Source organism: Streptomyces sp. NPDC008317 (assembly GCF_042955955.1).
GTDB lineage: Bacteria > Actinomycetota > Actinomycetes > Streptomycetales > Streptomycetaceae > Actinacidiphila.
The window spans coordinates 221,180-241,240 of the sequence record NZ_JBIBFQ010000003.1; the positions used below are offsets into that span (position 1 = coordinate 221,180).

Genomic DNA, 20,061 nt, shown 5'->3' on the forward strand with positions numbered 1-20,061 from the left:
CCGCTTGCCGCTGGCCGGTTGACCGGGACCCCGGGGGGCGACCGCCTCCCGTACGGAGCGCGGCGCCCCACCTCGGCGACCTCCCCGGAGGGGGTCAGCGGGCGTAGTACTCGACGACGAGCTGCTCGTCGCAGATGACGGGGATCTCGTTGCGGTTGGGGTCCCGGTCCAGGCGGAAGGCGAGGGCCTGGAGGTTGGTCTGGAGGTAGCGAGGGGCCTCGCCCTCACCGGCCCAGCCGCCTTCGCGGGCGACGATGAACGGCGTCTTCTCGCGGGAGCGCTCGCGGACGGTCACGACGTCGTCCGGGCTGACCCGGAAGGACGGCTTGTCGACCTTGCGGCCATTGACCTCGATGTGGCCGTGCACGACCATCTGGCGGGACTGGTAGATCGTCCGGGCCAGACCGGCACGGAGCACGAGGGCGTCCAGACGCCGCTCCAGCTCGATGATCAGGGCCTCGCCGGTCCGCTTGCCGGAGACCTTCTTGGCGCGGTCGTACGCGCGCTGCATCTGCCGCTCGCTGATGTCGTACTGCGCGCGCAGCCGCTGCTTCTCCAGCAGCCGGGTCTTGTAGTCGCTGTTCTGCTTGCGACCGCGACCGTGCTCACCGGGCGGGTAGGGGCGGGCCTCGAAGTACTTGACCGCCTTGGGGGTGAGCGCGATGCCCAGCGCCCGGGACTTCTTGACCTTGGGACGCGACTGATTCACGTGCGTGGAACCTCCGTGTAAATTAGGTAAGGCTTACCTTAGCTGAGGAGAACGCATGTTTCGACCCGGGAACCCCATGCCTGGCGTACCAGCACATGGTCAGCCGCGTCCCGAAGTGGAAGAAGCGCCCCGGCTGCCCTCGGCAGCCGAACGCGCGCGAACTCTCGTCGAGAATAACTCGTCCGCCGTCGTGACGATTCCCGGCCTGGCCACGGCCGGATCCGACGTCATGACCCCGGTGCGCCGCTCCGTGGGGCCCACCGGCGACGTGTTCCTGCTGTTCCCCGACGAATCCCCCGCCGTGCGCGTGGTGCGGGCCGCGGGCGGCGAGGAGATCGAGGCTGTGCTGGAGATCACGGATGTGGCGCCGGTCGGGGTGCCGCACCGGATCCGCGGCAGGGCCTGGGTCGCGGGCTGGCTGACACCCGTCCCCGGCGGCGCGATGGAGTCCGGTACGACGCTGCTCCGCCTGGAGACCGGCGAGATCTCACTGGACGACCTGTGGGGCGCCGCCCTGGTCGAGCCCGACGAGTTCGCCGACGCCGCCGCCGACCCGCTCGCCGAGTACGAGAGCGAACTGCTCCAGCACCTCGCCGCCGCCCACAGCGCCCAGGTGGGTCTGCTGTGCGCCCTCGTCGGCCGCCGCGAGGCGTCCTGCGACGGCGCCTTCGCGGGCTCGCGCCCCCCGCTGAGCGCCGTGCCGCTGGCGCTCGACCGCTTCGGGCTGCGCGTGCGCTTCACCGGCGACAACAGCGTCTTCGACGCCCGCTTCGACTTCCCCGAACCCGTCCGCGACCGCGACGGGCTGCGCCGCTCGATGCACGCCCTCTTCGACGCGGCCCGCGACTGCTGATCCGGGGATGTGTCAGTCCGAGGCCGGGGCCTCGCCCGCGAGCCGGGCGCGGACCCGGTCCAGGACGTCCGCGTAACGGGCCTCCGTGCCGTGCCGGGTCGGCTCGTAGTAGCGGCGGTCGCGCAGTTCGTCCGGCGCGTACTGCTGCGCGGCGATGCCGCCGGGCACGTCGTGCGGGTAGACGTACCCCTGGGCGTGGCCGAGCTTGGCGGCGCCCTTGTAGTGGCCGTCGCGCAGGTGCGCGGGCACGGGTCCCGCCTTGCCCGCCCGTACGTCCGCCAGCGCCGCGCCGATCGCGGTGGTGGCCGCGTTGGACTTCGGCGCGAGCGCCAGCGCGATGGTGGCGTGGCTGAGGGTCAGCGCGGCCTCGGGGAAGCCGATCATGGCGACGGCCTGGGCGGCGGCGACGGCGGTGGGCAGGGCGGTGGGGTCGGCGAGGCCGATGTCCTCGCTGGCGGAGATCATCAGGCGCCGCGCGATGAAGCGCGGGTCCTCGCCCGCGTCGATCATGCGGGCGAGGTAGTGCAGGGCGGCGTCCACGTCGGAGCCGCGGATGGACTTGATGAGGGCGCTGGCCACGTCGTAGTGCTGGTCGCCGTCGCGGTCGTAGCGCACGGCGGCCCGGTCGACGGACTCTTCGAGGGTGGCCAGGGTGAGCGTGTCCTCGCCCTTGTCCAGGGCGGATCCCGCGCCCGCCTCCAGGGCGGTCAGGGCGCGCCGCGCGTCGCCGCCGGCGATCCGCAGCAGGTGCTCCTCCGCGTCGTCCGGCAGCGTCACCGCGCCGTCCAGACCGCGCTCGTCGGTCACCGCGCGGCGCAGCACACCGCGCAGGTCGTCGTCGGTGAGCGGTTCGAGGGTGAGCAGCAGGGAGCGGGACAGCAGCGGCGAGATGATCGAGAAGTACGGGTTCTCCGTGGTGGCCGCGATCAGGGTGACCCAGCGGTTCTCGACGGCGGGCAGCAGGGAGTCCTGCTGGGCCTTGCTGAAGCGGTGGATCTCGTCCAGGAACAGCACGGTCTCGCGCTGGTACCCGCCCGCCTGGCGCTTGGCGCTCTCGATGACCGCGCGGACCTCCTTGACGCCCGCGGTGATCGCCGAGAGTTCGACGAAGCGCTTGTCGGTGGCCTTGCTGACCACGTACGCCAGCGTGGTCTTCCCGGTGCCCGGCGGCCCCCACAGGATCACCGAGGACGCGCCCGCCGGTCCCCCGCCGTCGGCCACCAGGCGGCGCAGCGGGGAGCCGGGGCGCAGCAGGTGCTGCTGGCCGACGACCTCGTCGAGGGTACGGGGCCGCATCCGTACGGCGAGCGGGCTGCTGCCCGGATCCCGCTCGTGACGGTCCTCTGCGGCTGCGGTGAACAGATCTGGCTCCACTCCGGCAGCCTATGCGCTGGGTGTGACAGCCCGGTCGGCGGCGGCGGCGAGCAGGGCGTGGACCAGGCGCGGGTCGGTGCCGTTCTCGGGGTGCCACTGCACGCCGAGGGCGAAGCGCTCGCCGGGCGCCTCGACGGCCTCGACGGTGCCGTCGTCGGCGTGCGCGGCGGCGGTGAGACCGTCGCCGAGGCGGTCGACGGCCTGGTGGTGGTAGGTGGGCACGTCCTGGGGGCCCGGCAGTACGCGGGCCAGCAGGGTGCCGGGCACGGGCGTGACGCGGTGCTCGCCGAAGACGCCGGGCCCGGGGGCGTGGGCGTCGTGGCCGACGCGGTCCGGCAGGTGCTGGACGAGCGTGCCGCCGTACAGCACGTTCATGAGCTGCATGCCGCGGCAGATCCCGAGGACGGGGACGGCCGCGTCCAGCGCGGCGCGCAGGACGGCCGACTCCCAGCCGTCGCGCTCCGGTGCGGGCGGCCCGGTGCGCGGGTGCCGTGGTGCGCCGTAGTGCTCGGGCGCGATGTCGGGGCCGCCCGCCACGATCACCGCGTCCATCCGCGCGACGGCCGCCGGTGCGCGCTCGGCCGCGTCGGGCGGCAGCAGGACGGCGACGGCGCCCGCGGCCTGCACCAGGCGCGGGTAGACGGCGGGCAGCAGGACGGCGGAGGTGTCCCACAGCCCCCAGCGCGCCCGCTCCAGATAGGTGGTGACCCCCACCAGCAGCGTCCTCGGCACCGTCCCCGTCCTCCCGCGTCGGCCAATGGTCCGGACTCGTACCTTAACCGGCGCGATCTTCCGCCCCGGTGCTAGGACAGAAAGCCCCGCAGTAGTGACGCCGTGCCCGCGAGGTGCTGCCGCATCGTCTGCCGCGCCCGCGTTTCGTCGGCGGCCAGGACGGCGGCGACCAGGGCGGCGTGCTGGCCCTGGGAGTGCTCGATGTTGCGGACCAGCATGGGGATGCCGTCCAGGAGTTGGTTGACCCGGGCGCGGACGGCGGCGTACTGGCGGGCCAGCGAGGGGGAGCCGGACAGCTCGGCTATTGCGAGGTGCAGGAGCGTGTCGGCGCGCCGGTAGTCCTCGATGGAGGCGTCCCCGGTGGCGCGCAGCCGGGCCCGCAGCAGGTCGGCGTCCGCTCCGGTGAGGCGAGCGCGGGCGCAGAGCCCGGCGGCGCCCACCTCCAGCACCTCGCGGAAGCGGAGCACGTCGTCCAGGGCCGCCGCGTCCAGACCCGCCGCGCCCCGGCCCGCCGCGCCCACGGGCGGGCCGTCCGCGCCGGGCGGCCTCGGCCGGACGAAGGTGCCGCCCTGGCGACCGCGGCGGCTCTCGACCAGACCCTGCTCGTGCAGCACGCGCAGCGCCTCGCGCAGGGTGACCCGGCTGATCGCCAGCCGCCCGGCGAGTTCCCGTTCCGGTGGCAGCCGTCCGCCCGCGGGGACCAGGCCGAGCCGGACCACTTGGAGCAGCCGTTCCACGGCCTCCTCGAAGCCGTTGCCGCCGCGCACCGGGCGCAGCACCGTGTCGAGCGGATCGGCGGGCAGCGCCGGGGGCTCCGCCGACCGCTCGGCCGCTGACCCGGCCGCCGGCTCGGCCGTCGAATCGGCCGTCGAATCGGCCATCGGCTCCGTCATCCGCTCCGTCATGGCGAGGCCCCCTTCCCTTCAATGGTTCTCAGCCATACCTTAAGTCTTCCGACCGATCCGAGAGGTTCCGCTGTGGCAGAACACACTCCAGCCCTGTCCGTCGGCGCGCTCCGCTCGCTGGTGGCGGCGGGCGAGATCCACACCGTCGTCCTGGCCTTCACCGATATGCAGGGGCGGCTCCAGGGCAAGCGGTTCGCGGCTCCGTTCTTCCTGGACGAGGTGCTGCCGCACGGCTCGGAGGGGTGCAATTACCTGCTCGCCGTCGACATCGACCTCAATACGGTGGACGGCTACGCGATGTCGTCCTGGGAGCGGGGCTACGGCGACTTCGCGATGCGCCCCGATCCCTCGACGCTGCGCCGCGTCCCCTGGCAGGACGGCACCGCGCTGCTGCTGGCCGATCTGACTTGGGAGGACGGCAGCCCGGTCAGTGCCTCGCCGCGGCAGATCCTGCGGCAGCAGCTCGACCGGCTCGCCGGGCACGGCCTGACCGCGCACGCGGGCACCGAGCTGGAGTTCCTGGTCTTCCGCGACACCTACGAGCGGGCGTGGGACAGCGGCTACCGCGGGCTGACCCCGGCCAACCAGTACAACGCCGACTACTCGGTGCTGGCCACCGCCCGGGTCGAGCCGCTGCTGCGCCGCATCCGCAACGAGATGGCGGGCGCCGGGCTCGTCCCGGAGTCCGCGAAGGGCGAGTGCAACCTCGGCCAGCACGAGGTGGTGTTCCGATACGACGAGGCGCTGACCACCTGCGACCAGCACAGCGTCTACAAGACCGGCGCCAAGGAGATCGCCTCGCAGGAGGGCATGGCGGTCACCTTCATGGCGAAGTTCAACGAGCGCGAGGGCAACTCCTGCCATATCCACCTGTCGCTGCGGGACGCGGACGGCGCCCCGGCGATGGCCGACCCCGAGGACCACTCCCCCACCGCGATGTCCCCGCTGATGCGGCACTTCCTGGCCGGACAGCTCGCCGCCCTGCGGGAGTTCTCGCTGTTCTTCGCGCCGAACATCAACTCCTACAAGCGGTTCCGCCCCGGCTCCTTCGCGCCCACCGCGGTCGCCTGGGGCCGGGACAACCGCACCTGCGCGCTGCGCGTGGTCGGCCACGGCCCGTCGCTGCGGCTGGAGAACCGGGTGCCGGGCGGCGACGTGAACCCGTATCTGGCGGTCGCCGCGATGGTCGCGGCCGGACTGCACGGCGTCGAGCGGGAGTTGGAGCTGCCGGAGCCGTGTACGGGCAACGCGTACACGGAGTCGTACGAGCGGGTGCCCGGATCGCTGCGGGAGGCCGCCGAGCTGTGGTCGGGCAGCGACCTGGCGCGTGAGGTGTTCGGCCCCGAGGTCGTCGCGCACTACGCGAACATGGCGCGGATCGAGCAGCGGCAGTTCGACACCGCGGTCACGGACTGGGAGCGGTTCCGCTCCTTCGAGCGGATGTAAGGGCGGACGCGATGCAGGAGAGCCACGACGTACTCAACCCCGCCACCGAGGAGGTCGTCGCGACGGTCGCGGCGACCTCCCCGGAGGGCGTGGACGCGGCGGTCGCCGCCGCGGTGCGGGCCCAGCGGGGCTGGGCGGCGCTCGCGCCGGGTGAACGCGCCCGGCTGCTGCGGCGGTTCGCCGCCGAGGTCGACGCGCATCTGGAGGAACTGGCCGCGCTGGAGGTGCGCGAGGCGGGCCACACCGTGGGCAACGCCCGCTGGGAGGCGGGCAATGTCCGGGACCTGCTGGAGTACGCGGCGGGCGGCGTCGAGCGCCTGAGCGGCCGTCAGATCCCGGTGGCGGGCGGCCTCGACCTGACCTTCCACGAACCGCTCGGCGTGGTCGGCGTCATCGTGCCGTGGAACTTCCCGATGCCGATCGCCGCCTGGGGCTTCGCCCCCGCGCTGGCCGCGGGCAACGCCGTCGTGCTCAAGCCCGCGGAGACCACCCCGCTGACCGCCCTGCGGCTGGCCGAACTCGCCCTGGCCGCCGGGCTGCCCGAGGGCCTGTTCCAGGTGGTGCCCGGCGCGGGTCCCGTCGCCGGGGCGCGGCTGGTCGACCACCCCGACGTGCGGAAGATCGTCTTCACCGGCTCCACGGCGGTCGGCAAGCGGATCATGGAGCGGTGCGCGGCCCAAGTGAAGCGGCTCACGCTGGAGTTGGGCGGCAAGAGCCCCAACGTCGTCTTCGCGGACGCCGATCTGGAACGCGCCGCGGACCCGATGGCGTTCCTGGACAACGCGGGCCAGGACTGCTGCGCCCGCACCCGGCTGTTGGTGCAGCGCGAGGTCTACGACCGCTTCCTCGACCTGCTGGCCTCCGGCGTGCGGGCGGTGCGGGTCGGCGACCCGGCGGACCCGGCGACCGCGATGGGCCCGCTGATCTCGGCGGTCCAGCGCGAGCGGGTCCGCGGCTACGTCACGCCCGAACTGCCGGTCGTGGCACGGGGTTCCGCGCCCGAGGGCCCCGGTTTCTGGTACCCGCCGACGGTGCTCGCCCCGGCCGACCCCGGCGTGCCAGCGGCCACCGAGGAGATCTTCGGCCCGGTGGCGGTCGTGCTGCCCTTCGACGACGAGGCGGACGCGCTGCGGCTGGCGAACGCGACACCGTACGGCCTGTCCGGCTCGCTGTGGACCCGCGACCTGGGCCGCGCGCTGCGGCTCGCGCGCGGTGTCGCGGCGGGGAATCTGTCCGTCAACTCGCACAGCAGTGTGCGCTATTGGACGCCCTTCGGCGGCTTCAAGCAGTCGGGGCTCGGCCGCGAGCTGGGACCCGACGCGCTCACCGCGTTCACCGAGACCAAGAACGTCTTCATCGGCACCGAGGAGTAGCAGGGTATGCCCGAGACCACAGACAGCACAGACGTGACCGGCACGGCTGCCGCCGCCGGGACGGAGCAGCCGGTCTGCCGCCGCCTCGTCGGCCGTACCGCCGTCATCACCGGCGGCGGCAGCGGCATCGGCCTGGCCACGGCGCGGCGGTTCGCCGCGGAAGGGGCCAGGGTCGTGGTCGCCGACATCGACCAGGACAGCGGGCGGGCGGCGGCCGAGGAGACCGGCGGGCTCTTCGTCGCCACCGACGTGACCGACCCGGAGCAGGTCGAGGCGCTGTTCAAGGCCGCCCACGACACCTACGGCTCGGTCGACATCGCCTTCAACAACGCGGGGATCTCACCACCCGACGACGACTCGATCCTCACCACCGGGCTGGACGCGTGGCGCCGGGTGCAGGAGGTCAATCTGACGTCGGTCTACCTGTGCTGCAAGGCCGCGCTGCCGTACATGCGGCGGCAGGGCAAGGGGGCGATCATCAACACCGCGTCGTTCGTGGCGGTGATGGGCGCGGCGACCTCGCAGATCTCGTACACCGCGTCCAAGGGCGGGGTGCTGGCGATGACGCGGGAGCTGGGCGTGCAGTTCGCCCGCGAGGGAATCCGGGTGAACGCGCTGTGCCCCGGGCCCGTGGACACCCCGCTGCTGCGCGAGCTGTTCGCGAAGGACCCGGAGCGGGCGGCGCGGCGGCTGGTGCACATTCCGCTGGGGCGGTTCGCGGCGGCCGAGGAGATCGCCGCCGCCGTGGCGTTCCTGGCCAGCGACGACGCCGGATTCATCACCGCCGCCGAGTTCCTGGTGGACGGCGGCATCTCCGGCGCCTACGTCACGCCGCTGTAGCGGGCGGGCCGCTCGGCGGACCCGCTCAGACCAGCGTCTTCCAGTACGACCACCAGCGGGTCAGGATCAGCAGGATGAGCACCCCGTACCAGAGCACCGGCACGACCCAGTGGAACTCCAGCACGGCGGTGCGCGCGCCCTCGGGCACCTTGATGATCCGGTGCTTGACGTTGTGCACCGCCGTGTACCAGAACGCGGCGATGGTCACGACCCAGGCGAGGCTGCACCACAGGCAGAGCGAGCCGATGCTGTACAGCGACTGGTACTGGAGCCAGGTGCAGAATCCGACACCGAACAGGGTGCCCGCCTGGAGGCCGAGCCAGAACCAGGGACGGTAGCGGGCGCCGGCCAGGATGCCCATCGCGACGCAGATCATGACCGGGTAGGCGATCATGCCGATCATCGGGTTCGGGAAGCCGAACGCGTGGGCCTGCTCGCTCTTCATGATGTTGCCGCAGGAGATGATCGGGTTCAGGCTGCACGCGGGGGTGTAATTCGGGTCTTCCAGCAGCTTGAACTTGTCATCGGTGATCACGAACGCGGCGACCGTGCCGAGCAGGCCGCAGATCAGCAGCAGCCAGGTGTACGCGCGCCCTGCTCCGATGCCGTCGGCCGGCCGCCGCTCGTCCTCGGCGCCGCCGTCCGTACGCGTCTCGTCCAACGCGGAAGTCGTCATGATCGCCGATCTCTTAGGTCGTGGGGAGCGGGCACCCAACATTGTGCACCAGGGCGGTCAGGACTGGATAAGTCCTGCACGCCCTGGTACACGGAAGAGGGTCAAACGAGCCGCGCCTTGACGCTCGCGACCACCTCGGCGAGCGGGACCGCCGTCTGCTCGCCGCTGCCCAGGTCCTTGAGCTGGACGACGCCCTCGGCGAGGTCCCGCTCCCCCGCGACGAGCGCGAATCGGGCGCCGGAGCGGTTCGCGGACTTCATCGCGTTCTTCATGCCCTTGCCGCCGAAGGCGAAGTCCGCGGCGATCCCGGCCCTGCGCAGCGCGGTGACCGTGCCGAACAGCGCCCGCCGCGCCTCGTCGCCGAGCGGTACGGCGTAGACGTCGGTGACCGCGGGAAGGGCCAGTTCCACGCCCTCCGAGCGCAGCGCGAGCACCGTACGGTCCACGCCCAGCGCCCAGCCGACCGACGGCAGCGCGGGGCCGCCGATCATCTCGGAGAGCCCGTCGTAGCGCCCGCCGCCGCCGACCGCGGACTGCGAGCCGAGCCCGTCGTGGACGAATTCGAAGGTGGTGCGGGTGTAGTAGTCCAGGCCGCGCACCAGCCGGGGGTCGTCCTCGAAGGCCACGCCCGCCTCGGTCAGCAGCGCGCGCACCTCCTCGTGGTACGCCTTGCACGCCTCGCACAGGTGGTCGCGGATCAGCGGCGCGTCGGCGAGCTGTTTCTGTACGGAGTCGCGCTTGTCGTCGAGCACCCGCAGCGGATTGATCTCGATCCGGGCGCGGGTCTCCTCGTCCAGGTCCAGGCCGCGCAGGTAGTCCTGGAGGGCGGCCCGGTAGACCGGACGGCACTCGCGGTCGCCGAGCGAGTTGAGCAGCAGCCGGAAGTCGCGCAGCCCGAGGTCGGTGTACGCGTCCACCGCCAGGATGATCAGCTCCGCGTCGAGCAGCGGGTCCTCGGCGCCGATCGCCTCCGCGCCGACCTGCGAGAAGTGCCGGTAGCGGCCCGCCTGCGGGCGCTCGTAGCGGTAGTAGGAGCCGGAGTACCAGAGCTTGACCGGCAGATTCCCCGTCTTGTGCAGGTTGGCCTGGAGGGCCGCGCGCAGGACGGAGGCGGTGCCCTCGGGGCGCAGCGCGAGTTCGCTGCCGCCCTTGGTGGTGAGGGTGTACATCTCCTTGGTCACGATGTCGGTGGACTCCCCGACACCGCGGGAGAACAGTTCGACGTTCTCGAAACCGGGGGTCTCGACATAGCCGTAACCGGCCCGGCGGGCGGGCGCGGCGATGGCCTCGCGCACCGCGAGGAACACCGCGGAGTCGGGCGGCAGCAGGTCGTAGGTGCCCTTGGGGGCCTGGAAGGCGCGTACGGCGGAACTCACTGAATCCGTCACAATCCTCGTCGCGGAGCCGGGTCTCCGGCTCCTGGGCCGCGGGCCACCTCACCCAGGTAGGGGTTGGCGGCGCGCTCGCGGCCGATGGTCGTCTGGGGGCCGTGGCCGGAGAGCACCACGGTCGAGTCGTCGAGCGGCAGGCACACACGCGCCAGCGACTCGTACAGCTCGGCCATGGAGCCGCCGGGCAGGTCGGTGCGTCCGACGGAGCCGGCGAAGAGCAGGTCGCCGGAGAACAGCACCGACGGGATGTCGGCGGTCTCTGGCAGCCTGAACGTCACCGACCCCCTGGTATGGCCGGGCGCGTGCGCGACGGAGAACTCCAGACCCGCCACCGTCAGCGCGGCGCCGTCGGCCAGTTCCTTGACGTCGTCGGGCTCGCCGATGGTCAGCTCCCCCATCAGCGGCTGCCCGATGGCGCGGCCGAGCGCCTTCTCGGGGTCGCTGAGCATGTACCGGTCCTCGGGGTGGATCCAGGCGGGCACGTCGTGCGCGCCGCAGACCGGTACGACGGAGGCGACATGGTCGATGTGGCCGTGGCTGAGGATGACGGCGACGGGCTTCAGTCGGTGCTTGGCGAGGGTGTCCTCGACGCCCTGGACCGCGAGGTGGCCCGGGTCGATGATCACGCACTCCTCACCCGCGGCGGGGGCGACCACATAACAATTGGTGCCCCAGGCCCCGGCGGGGAACCCGGCAATGAGCACGTTCGTCCTTCTGTCGTCCGCGGTGTCGGCCGCGGGAGATATCGGCCGTTCACGAGCCTACCGGCCGCCGTACCGCCGCAGCGAACTCGTATTGTGCCTTCATCGGACCGCGTGCGGACTGGACGGGGGACGCGCATGCCGCGAAGATCTGCGGCACGCGTATTCGCGTTCGAGCGCACCGCGGCACACGGCCTGCCGACAGGTCGTGGACAGCGGAAACACAGTCATCGCACAGCACTCACGAGACACGACCGGGAGACGGCGAAGTGGTCACCAAGGATCAGCGGCGGCGGCAGCTCGCCCGGGAGAAGTTCGAGCGGCAGCAGCAGCGGCGGGTGCAGATGCGCCGCAAGTCGCGGACGCGCAATTCGGTGATCGCCGCCGTGCTCGCCGTGGTCGTCATCGGCGGCGGTTCCGCCTGGGGCCTGGGCGCCTTCGACAGCAGCGGCAAGAAGAAGTCCACGGACGACGCGGCGGCCAACGCCAGCGCGTCGCCGTCGGCGACCCCCTCGAAGGCGCCGGACCCGTGCGGCAAGGCGGACGCGGGCGCGCCGGGCACGGAGCAGTGGAAGACCGAGCCGAAGATGGCGATCGACAAGAGCGCGAAGTACACCTTCACGCTCCAGACGACCTGCGGCTCGATCCCGATCGCGCTGGACGCGGCGAAGGCCCCCGACACCACGAACTCCTTCAAGTTCCTCGCGGACAAGGGCTTCTTCGACCACACCAAGTGCCACCGGCTGACCACCGAGGGCATCTTCGTCCTCCAGTGCGGCGACCCCACCGCGCAGGGCAACGGCGGCCCCGGCTACACGATCCCGGACGAGAATCTGACGGCGTTCGGCAAGGCCGACGCGCAGAAGACCGTGACGTACCCGGCGGGCACCGTGGCCATGGCCAACACCGGCCAGGCGCACACCGGCGGCAGCCAGTTCTTCCTGGTCTACAAGGACAGCCCGCTGGCTCCGAGCTACACGCCGTTCGGCACGATCGACGCCGCCGGTATGAAGGTGCTCGACAAAATCGCCGCCGCGGGCGCCCAGCCCGCCGACCAGACGACGGGCAACACCGCGCCGAACGCGACCGTGGTGATCAACAAGGCGACCGTCAGCAAATCCTGATTGGGCCCGCATCGGATGCGGACAGCCGGGGTGCTGGTCGCCTATGTTGGCGTTGGACCGGTCAGGGCGTGCGGCCCAACCGGTGAAATTCTGTGGAAGATGTCCGGCCGTGAGCCGGCCGGGCATCACGTGGAGGAGGCGCTGTGAGCAGCGACCCGTGGGGCCGCGTCGATGAGACGGGGACCGTGTACGTGCGTACGGCCGACGGGGAGAAGGAGGTCGGTTCGTGGCAGGCGGGTTCTCCTGAGGAGGCGCTCGCCTACTTCGAGCGCAAGTACGAAGGACTCGTCGTGGAGATCGGCCTCCTCGAACGACGGGTGCGGACCACCGATCTCGCGCCCAAGGACGCGCTGGCCGCGATCGAGCACCTGCGCGTCTCGGTGACCGAGGCGCACGCGGTGGGCGATCTGGCGGCGCTGGGCGAACGGCTCGACGCGCTGGTCGCGCTGGTGGACTCCCGGCGCGAGGAGCGCAAGGCGGCCAGGGCGAAGCAGAGCGAAGAGGCGAAGGTCGCCAAGGAGCAGCTTGTCGCGGAGGCCGAGCAGCTCGCCGAGAGCGAGCAGTGGCGGACCGCGGGCGAGCGGCTGCGCGCCCTGGTCGACACATGGAAGGGCCTGCCGCGACTCGACCGCAAGGCGGACGACGAGCTGTGGCACCGCTTCAGCCACGCCCGTTCGGTGTTCTCCAAGCGCCGCAAGGCGCACTTCGCGTCGCTCGACGCGCAGCGCGAGGAGGCCAGGCGGACGAAGGAGAAGCTGGTCACCGAGGCGCAGTCGCTGTCGAACTCGACGGACTGGGGGCCCACCGCGGCCCGCTACCGCGAGCTGATGACGGAGTGGAAGGCGGCCGGGCGTGCGCAGCGCGAGGCCGAGGACGATCTGTGGAACCGCTTCCGCGGCGCCCAGGACGTCTTCTTCGCCGCCCGCTCCGAGGTGTTCGCCGAGCGGGACACCGAGCAGCGCGACAACCTCGCGCTCAAGGAGGAGCTGGTCGTCGAGGCCGAGAAGCTGCTCCCGGTGACCGAGCTGAAGTCGGCGCGTGCCGCCTTCCGCTCGCTCAACGAGCGCTGGGAGGCCATCGGGCACGTGCCGCGGGACGCGCGGCCGCGGATCGAGGCCCGTATGCACGCGGTGGAGCGTGCGCTGGCCGAGTCCGAGGAAGCCGAGTGGCGGCGCACCAACCCCGAGGTCCGGGCGCGGGCGGCCGGTCTGACCGGTCAGCTCCAGGCGGCGGTCGAGAAGCTCCAGAAGCAGATCGACGCGGCGCGCTCCGCGGGGAACACCGCGAAGGCGGACAAGCTCCAGTCGGAGCTTGACGGGCGTCAGGCGCTGCTGGACGCGGCCCTGAAGGGCATGGGCGAGTTCGGCGGCTGACCGGCCGCTCGCACGCCCGACGGCCCCGGCGCTCATGATGAGTGCCGGGGCCGTCGGGCGTCCGCGGGCCGGTGGGTCGTGCCCGCCCGCCCGCGGCCTCGCTTACCTCTGGCGGCCCGAGGTCACCCGGTAGACGTCGTAGACGCCCTCCACGCCGCGTACCGCCTTCAGGACGTGGCCCAGGTGCTTCGGGTCGCCCATCTCGAAGGTGAAGCGGGAGGTGGCGACGCGGTCGCGGGAGGTCTGGACGGCCGCGGAGAGGATGTTGACGTGCTGGTCGGACAGCACGCGGGTGACGTCCGAGAGCAACCGGGACCGGTCGAGGGCCTCGACCTGGATGGCGACCAGGAAGACCGACGACTGGGTGGGCGCCCACTCGACCTCGATCATCCGCTCGGGCTGCTGCGAGAGCGAGTCCACGTTGACGCAGTCGGCGCGGTGCACCGAGACGCCGTTGCCGCGGGTGACGAAGCCGATGATCGGGTCGCCCGGCACCGGGGTGCAGCAGCGGGAGAGCTTGACCCAGACGTCGCTGGCGCCCTTGACGATGACACCGGGGTCGGCGTTGGCCCGCCGCTTGGTGCGCCCCTGTGTGGGGGTGGTGATCTCCGCGATGTCCTCGGTGGCGCCCTCTTCGCCGCCGAGCGCGTCGACCAGCTTCTGCACGACGGACTGCGCGGTGATGTGCCCCTCGCCGATCGCCGCGTAGAGCGCGGAGATGTCGGGGTAGCGCATCTCGTGCGCGAGGGTGACCAGCGAGTCACCCGTGAGCACCCGCTGGATCGGCAGATTCTGCTTGCGCATCGCGCGGGCGATGGCTTCCTTGCCCTGCTCGACCGCTTCCTCGCGGCGCTCCTTGGAGAACCAGGCGCGGATCTTGTTGCGCGCCCGCGGCGACTTGACGAAGCCCAGCCAGTCGCGGGACGGCCCGGCTCCCGCGGCCTTGGAGGTGAAGACCTCGACGGTGTCGCCGTTGTCGAGCGTCGACTCCAGCGGTACGAGGCGGCCGTTGACGCGGGCGCCTATGGTCCGGTGGCCGACCTCGGTGTGCACGGCGTACGCGAAGTCCACCGGGGTGGCGCCCGCGGGCAGCGCTATCACGTCGCCCTTGGGTGTGAAGACGAAGACCTCGCTCTGCGAGAGGTCGAAGCGCAGCGACTCCAGGAACTCGCCGGGGTCCTCGGTCTCCTTCTGCCAGTCCAGGAGCTGGCGCAGCCACGCCATGTCGTTGACCGCGTCGTCCTTCTTGTCGGACCGCGGGCTGTCGGTGCGCACCTTGGAGGCGCCCGCCACCGCCTCCTGCTTGTACTTCCAGTGCGCGGCGATGCCGTACTCGGCGCGGCGGTGCATGTCGAAGGTACGGATCTGCAGTTCGACGGGCTTGCCGCTGGGCCCGATGACCGTCGTGTGCAGCGACTGGTACATGTTGAACTTGGGCATCGCGATGTAGTCCTTGAACCGGCCGGGGACCGGATTCCATCGCGCGTGGATGGTGCCGAGCGCCGCGTAGCAGTCGCGGACGGTGTCGACCAGGACGCGGATGCCCACCAGGTCGTAGATCTCCGCGAAGTCCCGGCCGCGGACGATCATCTTCTGGTAGACGCTGTAGTAGTGCTTCGGGCGGCCGGTGACGGTGGCCTTGATCCGGGCGGCGCGCAGGTCCTGCTGGACCTGGTCGGTGACCACGGCGAGGTATTCGTCGCGCTTGGGGGCGCGCTCGGCGACCAGCCGGACGATCTCGTCGTACATCTTGGGGTAGAGGATCGCGAAGGCGAGGTCCTCCAGCTCCCACTTGATGGTGTTCATGCCCAGCCGGTGCGCCAGCGGGGCGTAGATCTCCAGCGTCTCGCGGGCCTTCTTCTCCTGCTTCTCGCGCTTGAGATAGCGCATCGTGCGCATATTGTGCAGCCGGTCGGCGAGCTTGATCACCAGGACGCGGGGGTCCTTGGCCATCGCGACGACCATCTTGCGCACGGTCTCGGCCTGCGCGGCCTCGCCGAATTTGACCTTGTCGAGCTTGGTGACGCCGTCGACCAGCAGCGCCACCTGGTCGCCGAAGTCGCGGCGCAGCGCGTCCAGGCCGTACTCGGTGTCCTCGACGGTGTCGTGCAGCAGCCCGGCCATCAAGGTGGCGGGGTCCATGCCCAGTTCGGCGAGGATCGTGGTGACGGCCAGCGGGTGCGTGATGTACGGGTCGCCGCTCTTGCGCTTCTGGCCGCGGTGCCAGCGCTCGGCGACCTGGTAGGCCCGCTCGATCTGCCGGAGCTGGGCGCTGTCGCCCTTCGGGTCGTTGCCCCGCACCACGCGCAGCAGCGGTTCGAGCACCGGGTTGTACGGGCTGGAGCGCTGCACGCCGAGCCGGGCGAGGCGGGCACGGACGCGGCTGGAGGAGGCCCCGGGACGCGTCGGCGCGACGCTGCCGGGCGTACGCACCGGGCGTACGGCGGGCGCGGCCGGTTCGGGCGCGGCGGGCTTGGCGGGCGCGGGAGCGGGGGTGGGTGCGGCGGTCCGGCTGTCGGCGGACGTCCCCGTGCCACCCGCGGCCGGTTCCTTCCCGCCCGCGGCGTCGAGTGGCTGGGCCTGGTCTGGCAAGAGCACTCCTCACGCGGGGTAGAAGTTCCATGGTATCGACCTGCGGCGAGAGGCGGGCGCCCGAGCCCGCCGGGCGCCCGCCTCAGGGCCCCGTACGGGCCCCGCGTACGCCGTACGGGGCCGCAGGACGCTCGTAGGAGGCCGTAACCGGGCCCCGCGGACCCGAATGGCGTACGAGAGCCCGTACGCGGCCCGAGAGCCCGTACGCAGTCCGGAGCGCGTCAGATCGCGACGAGGGTGTCCAGGGGGGCGTCCCCCAGGACCCGGGCCAGCCGCGCCCGGCCGCCGAGGAAGCCCAGCTCCAGCAGGACGGCCACGCCCGCGACGGTCGCGCCGGTCCGCCGGATCAGCTCAAGCGAGGCTTCCGCGGTGCCGCCGGTGGCCAGGACGTCGTCGATCACCAGGACGCGGTCGCCCTCGGCGAAGGCGTCGACCTGCACCTCGATCTCAGCGGTGCCGTACTCCAGGTCGTACGACTGCGCCAGGGTCTTTCCGGGCAGTTTGCCCGCCTTGCGGACCGGGACGAAGCCGAGGCCCGCGCGGGCGGCGGCCGGGGCGGCGAGGATGAAGCCGCGGGCTTCGAGGCCGACGACCTTGGTGGCGCCGTGCCGCGCGCACAGGGCGGCGAGCGCGTCCACCAGGGCGCTGAAGGCGACGGGGTCGGCCAGCAGCGGGGTGATGTCCTTGAAGATCACGCCGGGCTGGGGGTAGTCCGGAACGTCGCGGATGCGGCCGAGCAGCAGTTCCCTGAGCTCGGCGGAGGCTGCGTCCGTGGTGGTCATCGCGCTACTTTCGTCGGTTCATGTCGCGTCGGTCCATGACGTGCTTGTCGTTCCACGGCGCTTCGGGCCATGGAGCGCTCGTCGGTCGACGAGGGTCGGTCGATGTGGTTCGGGAAACGGAAAATCGCCGCCGCCCGGTCGGTGTCGACCGGGCGGCGGCGATTCACGGTCAGCGCCGCTTGCCCGAGGGGCGGTTGCGGCCACCACGGGTGCCGCGGTTGGCGGACGCGCCGCGGGTGCCGCCGGAACGGCTGCCCGGGGCGGTGCCCTGGGCCCGCGGGCCCACCACACCGGCTCCGGCCGCTGCGGCTTCCGCCTGGTCGTCGTCGTCCCCGTCCCCGTCCTCGGGGTCGGCGGGCTCCTCGCCGCGGGCGGCCGCCTCGGCGGCCTTCGTGGCGTCGGAGGCCCGGCGGGCGAGCACCCGCTTGCGGACCTGCTTCATCGCCGGGTCGCGCTCCTTGAGGTCCGCGACGATCGGAGTCGCGATGAAGATCGAGGAGTACGCACCGGCGGTGAGGCCGACGAACAGCGCGAGCGCGATGTCGTTGAGCATGCCCGCGCCGAGGATGCCGCCACCGATGAAGAGCAGCGCGCCGACCGGCAGCAGGGCGACGACCGTGGTGTTGATCGACCGCACCAGGGTGCCGTTGAGGCTGCGGTTGGCGATCTCGCTGTAGGTGTACCTGTTCTGCTTGGTGATGTCCTTGGTGGACTCCTTCAGACCGTCGAAGACGACGACGGTGTCGTAGAGGGAGTAACCGAGGATGGTGAGCAGACCGATCACCGTGCCCGGTGTGACCTCGAAGCCCACGATGGCGTAGACACCGACCGTGATCGTGAGGTCGTGGAGCAGGGCGATCAGTGCCGCGACGGCCTTGCGCCACTCGAAGGCGATGGCCAGATAGGCGACCACCAGCACCAGGAAGATGATCAGACCCTGAAGGGCCTTGTGGGAGATCTCCTTGCCCCAGCTCGGACCGACGATCTGCGCGTCGATGTCCTTGAGCGGGATGCCCAGTTCCTTGGAGATGTTCTGCTGGACGGACTTGGACGCCTCGGTGGAGATGTCGCTGACCTGGATGCGGAGCTTTCCGCTGCCCAGCTTCTGGATCGTCGCGTCGTGGCCGGCGGTGTGGCCCTCGATCTTGCTCTGCGCGTCCGCGACCGAGATGGAGGTCTTGGCCGTGGTGAAGTCCGCGCCGCCGGAGAACTCGATGCCGAGCTTGAGGCCGTTGACCACCAGGCCGACCGCGGCGACGACCGTGATCAGGATCGATACGCCGTACCAGATCTTGCGGTGGCCGACGAAGTCGTACGCGATCTCGCCGCGGTGCAGCCGGTGACCGAGATTGCTGAGCTTGGACATCAGGCTTCCTTCGTCTCGGTGGGCCGGTTGTGGCGGACGCTCCGACGCAGCGGCGCCTTCACGCCGAGCGCCTTGGGATCGAGACCGGACCACCTGTGGCCCTGAGCGAAGAACGGGCGACGGGCGAGGATCGTCATCAGCGGCTTGGTGAACAGGAACACCACGACGACGTCGAGCACGGTGGTGAGACCGAGCGTGAACGCGAAGCCCTGGACCTTGCCGACCGTCACGGTGAACAGCACGGCGGCGGCGAGGAAGGACACGAAGTCCGACACCAGGATGGTGCGCCGGGCGCGCGGCCAGCCGCGGGCGACCGCGGGTTGCAGCGAGCGGCCCTCACGGAGCTCGTCCCTGATCCGTTCGAAGAAGACGATGAACGAGTCGGCGGTGATACCGATGGCGACGATGGCACCACAGACCGCGGGCAGGTTCAGGGCGAAGCCGATCGCCTCACCGAGCAGACACATGATCGTGTAGGTGAGCGCGCCCGAGACCACGAGGCTCGCGAGCGCCACCAGGCTCAGTCCGCGGTAGTAGGCGAACATGTAGAGCACGACCAGGACGAGGCCGACGGCGCCGGCGATCAGACCGCCGCGGAGCTGCTCGCCGCCGAGGGCGGGAGAGACCGTGGTCGTGTCCTGGATGGAGAACGCCAGGGGCAGCGAGCCGTACTTCAGCACGTTCGCCAGGTCCTCGGCGGACTTCTGGGTGAAGCTGCCGGAGATCTGGGCGCTGCCGCCGGGCAGGGCCTGGGAGACCGACGGGGCCGAGACGACGTTGCCGTCCAGGTCGATCGCGAACTGGTTGTTCGGCTGGGCCTGGGAGGCGAGGTCACCGGTGACCTTGGTGAACTGGCTGGCGCCCTTGGAGTCGAACGTCAGGTTGACGACCCAGCCGTTGCCCTGCTGCGAGTCGAAGTTCGCGCTGGCGCCGGAGACGCGCTTGCCGTCGATCAGCGTCGGGCCGAGCGCGTACTTGATCCACTGGTTGCCCTGCTGACCGCAGGCGACGACCTTGTCACCGGGCTTGGTGCCCTTGCTGGCCGCGGTGCGCTGCGTGGGGTCGGTGCAGTCGAGCTTGTCGAGCTTCGCCTGGAGGTCGGCGGGGATCGACAGGTCGGCGGCGCCCGTGCCGGGCGTGGTCGCCGGGTTGCTGGGCGTCGCGGTGGGCGTCGGTGTCGGCGCCTTGTTCACACTCGACTTCAGCGCGTCGGTGACGGCGCGGCCCTGCGGACTGGACGTGGTGCTCCCGGTGGCCTTCGGGGTGCCCGTCGCGCTGGGCGTGCCGCTCGGCTTCGGCGTCGTACCGCCGGAGGCCGAGGGGCTGGCCGAGGGCTTGGGCGCGGCCGTGGCCGGGTTGCCGTCCGCGGCGGTCAGCACCTGACGGAAGGCGAGCTGCGCGGTGGTGCCCACCTGCTGCTCGGCCTGGGCGGCGTTGGTGCCCTTGGGGATGTTGACGATGATGTTGTTCGATCCCTGGGTCTGCACCTCCGCCTCGGAGACACCGAGTCCGTTGACACGGCGGTTGATGATGCTGACCGCCGTGTTCATATTGGACTTGGTGACCGCGTTCCCCTGGTCCGCCTTGGCGGTCAGCGTGATGCTGACACCGCCGGCCAGGTCGATGCCCAGTCGGGGAGTGGTGTTGCCGGAGAGGAACATTCCTCCGGTCAGCGCCACCAGGGCGATCACGATCACGGCCAGAGCGCGCCCGGGGTATCCCTGACTCCCCGGGGACGGCCTGCGGCCCTTGTTGGCTGCTGCCACCTTCTTGATTCTCCCTGTCCTACCGCCCCTGAGCCTGCACGCTCATGGGGTGGCCACG

The 20,061-nt window shown here is 71.5% G+C and carries 17 protein-coding genes; 6 read left to right on the forward strand and 11 right to left on the reverse strand.

What is annotated here, in order from left to right; translation table 11 throughout:
- Window positions 1-94: 94 nt before the first annotated feature.
- Window positions 95-709: a 30S ribosomal protein S4 gene (gene rpsD / locus ACFY9V_RS10855; protein ID WP_188285197.1), complete on the reverse strand. Its 615-nt coding sequence runs from the start codon at window positions 707-709 to the stop codon at window positions 95-97.
- 133 nt (window positions 710-842) lie between these two features.
- Between rpsD and ACFY9V_RS10860 the strand changes: the two genes are divergently transcribed.
- Window positions 843-1,562 (forward strand): DUF2470 domain-containing protein, encoded by a 720-nt coding sequence (locus ACFY9V_RS10860; RefSeq protein ID WP_391161370.1) that lies wholly within the window; start codon window positions 843-845, stop codon window positions 1,560-1,562.
- A 12-nt stretch (window positions 1,563-1,574) separates the two neighbouring features.
- On the opposite strand, the gene ACFY9V_RS10865 is transcribed toward ACFY9V_RS10860, so the two are convergent.
- From ACFY9V_RS10865 to ACFY9V_RS10875, 3 genes are all read right to left on the reverse strand, one after another.
- Window positions 1,575-2,936, reverse strand: a complete 1,362-nt coding sequence (locus ACFY9V_RS10865) for an AAA family ATPase (RefSeq protein WP_391160805.1) — start codon at window positions 2,934-2,936, stop codon at window positions 1,575-1,577.
- A 9-nt stretch (window positions 2,937-2,945) separates the two neighbouring features.
- The gene (locus ACFY9V_RS10870) at window positions 2,946-3,668 is read right to left on the reverse strand and encodes a gamma-glutamyl-gamma-aminobutyrate hydrolase family protein (RefSeq protein WP_391160808.1); all 723 of its coding nucleotides are present in this window, start codon (window positions 3,666-3,668) and stop codon (window positions 2,946-2,948) included.
- Between the two features lie 71 nt (window positions 3,669-3,739).
- Window positions 3,740-4,573 (reverse strand): FCD domain-containing protein, encoded by an 834-nt coding sequence (locus ACFY9V_RS10875; protein WP_391160810.1) that lies wholly within the window; start codon window positions 4,571-4,573, stop codon window positions 3,740-3,742.
- A gap of 72 nt (window positions 4,574-4,645) precedes the next feature.
- Between ACFY9V_RS10875 and ACFY9V_RS10880 the strand changes: the two genes are divergently transcribed.
- Genes ACFY9V_RS10880 through ACFY9V_RS10890 form a run of 3 tightly spaced genes read left to right on the forward strand, consistent with a single transcriptional unit; the run spans window position 4,646 to window position 8,232 of the window.
- Window positions 4,646-6,019, forward strand: a complete 1,374-nt coding sequence (locus ACFY9V_RS10880; protein ID WP_391160812.1) for a glutamine synthetase family protein — start codon at window positions 4,646-4,648, stop codon at window positions 6,017-6,019.
- An 11-nt stretch (window positions 6,020-6,030) separates the two neighbouring features.
- Window positions 6,031-7,392 (forward strand): aldehyde dehydrogenase family protein, encoded by a 1,362-nt coding sequence (locus ACFY9V_RS10885; RefSeq protein WP_391160814.1) that lies wholly within the window; start codon window positions 6,031-6,033, stop codon window positions 7,390-7,392.
- A 6-nt stretch (window positions 7,393-7,398) separates the two neighbouring features.
- The gene (locus ACFY9V_RS10890; protein ID WP_355332501.1) at window positions 7,399-8,232 is read left to right on the forward strand and encodes a 3-oxoacyl-ACP reductase; all 834 of its coding nucleotides are present in this window, start codon (window positions 7,399-7,401) and stop codon (window positions 8,230-8,232) included.
- 25 nt (window positions 8,233-8,257) lie between these two features.
- On the opposite strand, the gene ACFY9V_RS10895 is transcribed toward ACFY9V_RS10890, so the two are convergent.
- The 3 genes from ACFY9V_RS10895 to ACFY9V_RS10905 all read right to left on the reverse strand — a co-directional run bounded on the left by ACFY9V_RS10895 (window position 8,258) and on the right by ACFY9V_RS10905 (window position 11,003).
- A complete protein-coding gene (locus tag ACFY9V_RS10895; RefSeq protein ID WP_355332503.1) occupies window positions 8,258-8,908 on the reverse strand; it encodes a vitamin K epoxide reductase family protein in 651 nt (216 codons plus the stop codon).
- 101 nt (window positions 8,909-9,009) lie between these two features.
- On the reverse strand, window positions 9,010-10,296 hold the full coding sequence (gene hisS, locus ACFY9V_RS10900) for a histidine--tRNA ligase (RefSeq protein ID WP_391046610.1): 1,287 nt from the start codon (window positions 10,294-10,296) through the stop codon (window positions 9,010-9,012).
- On the reverse strand, window positions 10,293-11,003 hold the full coding sequence (locus ACFY9V_RS10905) for an MBL fold metallo-hydrolase (protein WP_391160817.1): 711 nt from the start codon (window positions 11,001-11,003) through the stop codon (window positions 10,293-10,295). Before ACFY9V_RS10905 ends, hisS begins: the two co-directional genes overlap by 4 nt.
- A gap of 266 nt (window positions 11,004-11,269) precedes the next feature.
- Between ACFY9V_RS10905 and ACFY9V_RS10910 the strand changes: the two genes are divergently transcribed.
- Both ACFY9V_RS10910 and ACFY9V_RS10915 read left to right on the forward strand, forming a co-directional pair.
- Window positions 11,270-12,124 carry a peptidylprolyl isomerase gene (locus ACFY9V_RS10910; RefSeq protein ID WP_355332507.1) on the forward strand — a complete coding sequence of 285 codons (855 nt, stop codon included), beginning with the start codon at window positions 11,270-11,272 and terminating at the stop codon, window positions 12,122-12,124.
- A 143-nt stretch (window positions 12,125-12,267) separates the two neighbouring features.
- On the forward strand, window positions 12,268-13,497 hold the full coding sequence (locus ACFY9V_RS10915) for a DUF349 domain-containing protein (RefSeq protein ID WP_188285205.1): 1,230 nt from the start codon (window positions 12,268-12,270) through the stop codon (window positions 13,495-13,497).
- Between the two features lie 102 nt (window positions 13,498-13,599).
- Here ACFY9V_RS10915 and ACFY9V_RS10920 read toward each other — a convergent pair whose 3' ends face one another.
- The 4 genes from ACFY9V_RS10920 to secD all read right to left on the reverse strand — a co-directional run bounded on the left by ACFY9V_RS10920 (window position 13,600) and on the right by secD (window position 20,003).
- Window positions 13,600-15,930 carry a bifunctional (p)ppGpp synthetase/guanosine-3',5'-bis(diphosphate) 3'-pyrophosphohydrolase gene (locus tag ACFY9V_RS10920; protein WP_355333552.1) on the reverse strand — a complete coding sequence of 777 codons (2,331 nt, stop codon included), beginning with the start codon at window positions 15,928-15,930 and terminating at the stop codon, window positions 13,600-13,602.
- A 380-nt stretch (window positions 15,931-16,310) separates the two neighbouring features.
- On the reverse strand, window positions 16,311-16,871 hold the full coding sequence (locus ACFY9V_RS10925) for an adenine phosphoribosyltransferase (protein ID WP_355332509.1): 561 nt from the start codon (window positions 16,869-16,871) through the stop codon (window positions 16,311-16,313).
- 169 nt (window positions 16,872-17,040) lie between these two features.
- On the reverse strand, window positions 17,041-18,237 hold the full coding sequence (gene secF, locus ACFY9V_RS10930; protein ID WP_355332512.1) for a protein translocase subunit SecF: 1,197 nt from the start codon (window positions 18,235-18,237) through the stop codon (window positions 17,041-17,043).
- Window positions 18,237-20,003 carry a protein translocase subunit SecD gene (gene secD / locus ACFY9V_RS10935; protein WP_355332515.1) on the reverse strand — a complete coding sequence of 589 codons (1,767 nt, stop codon included), beginning with the start codon at window positions 20,001-20,003 and terminating at the stop codon, window positions 18,237-18,239. The genes secF and secD overlap by 1 nt, the downstream gene beginning before the upstream one ends.
- Between the last annotated feature and the right edge of the window lie 58 nt (window positions 20,004-20,061).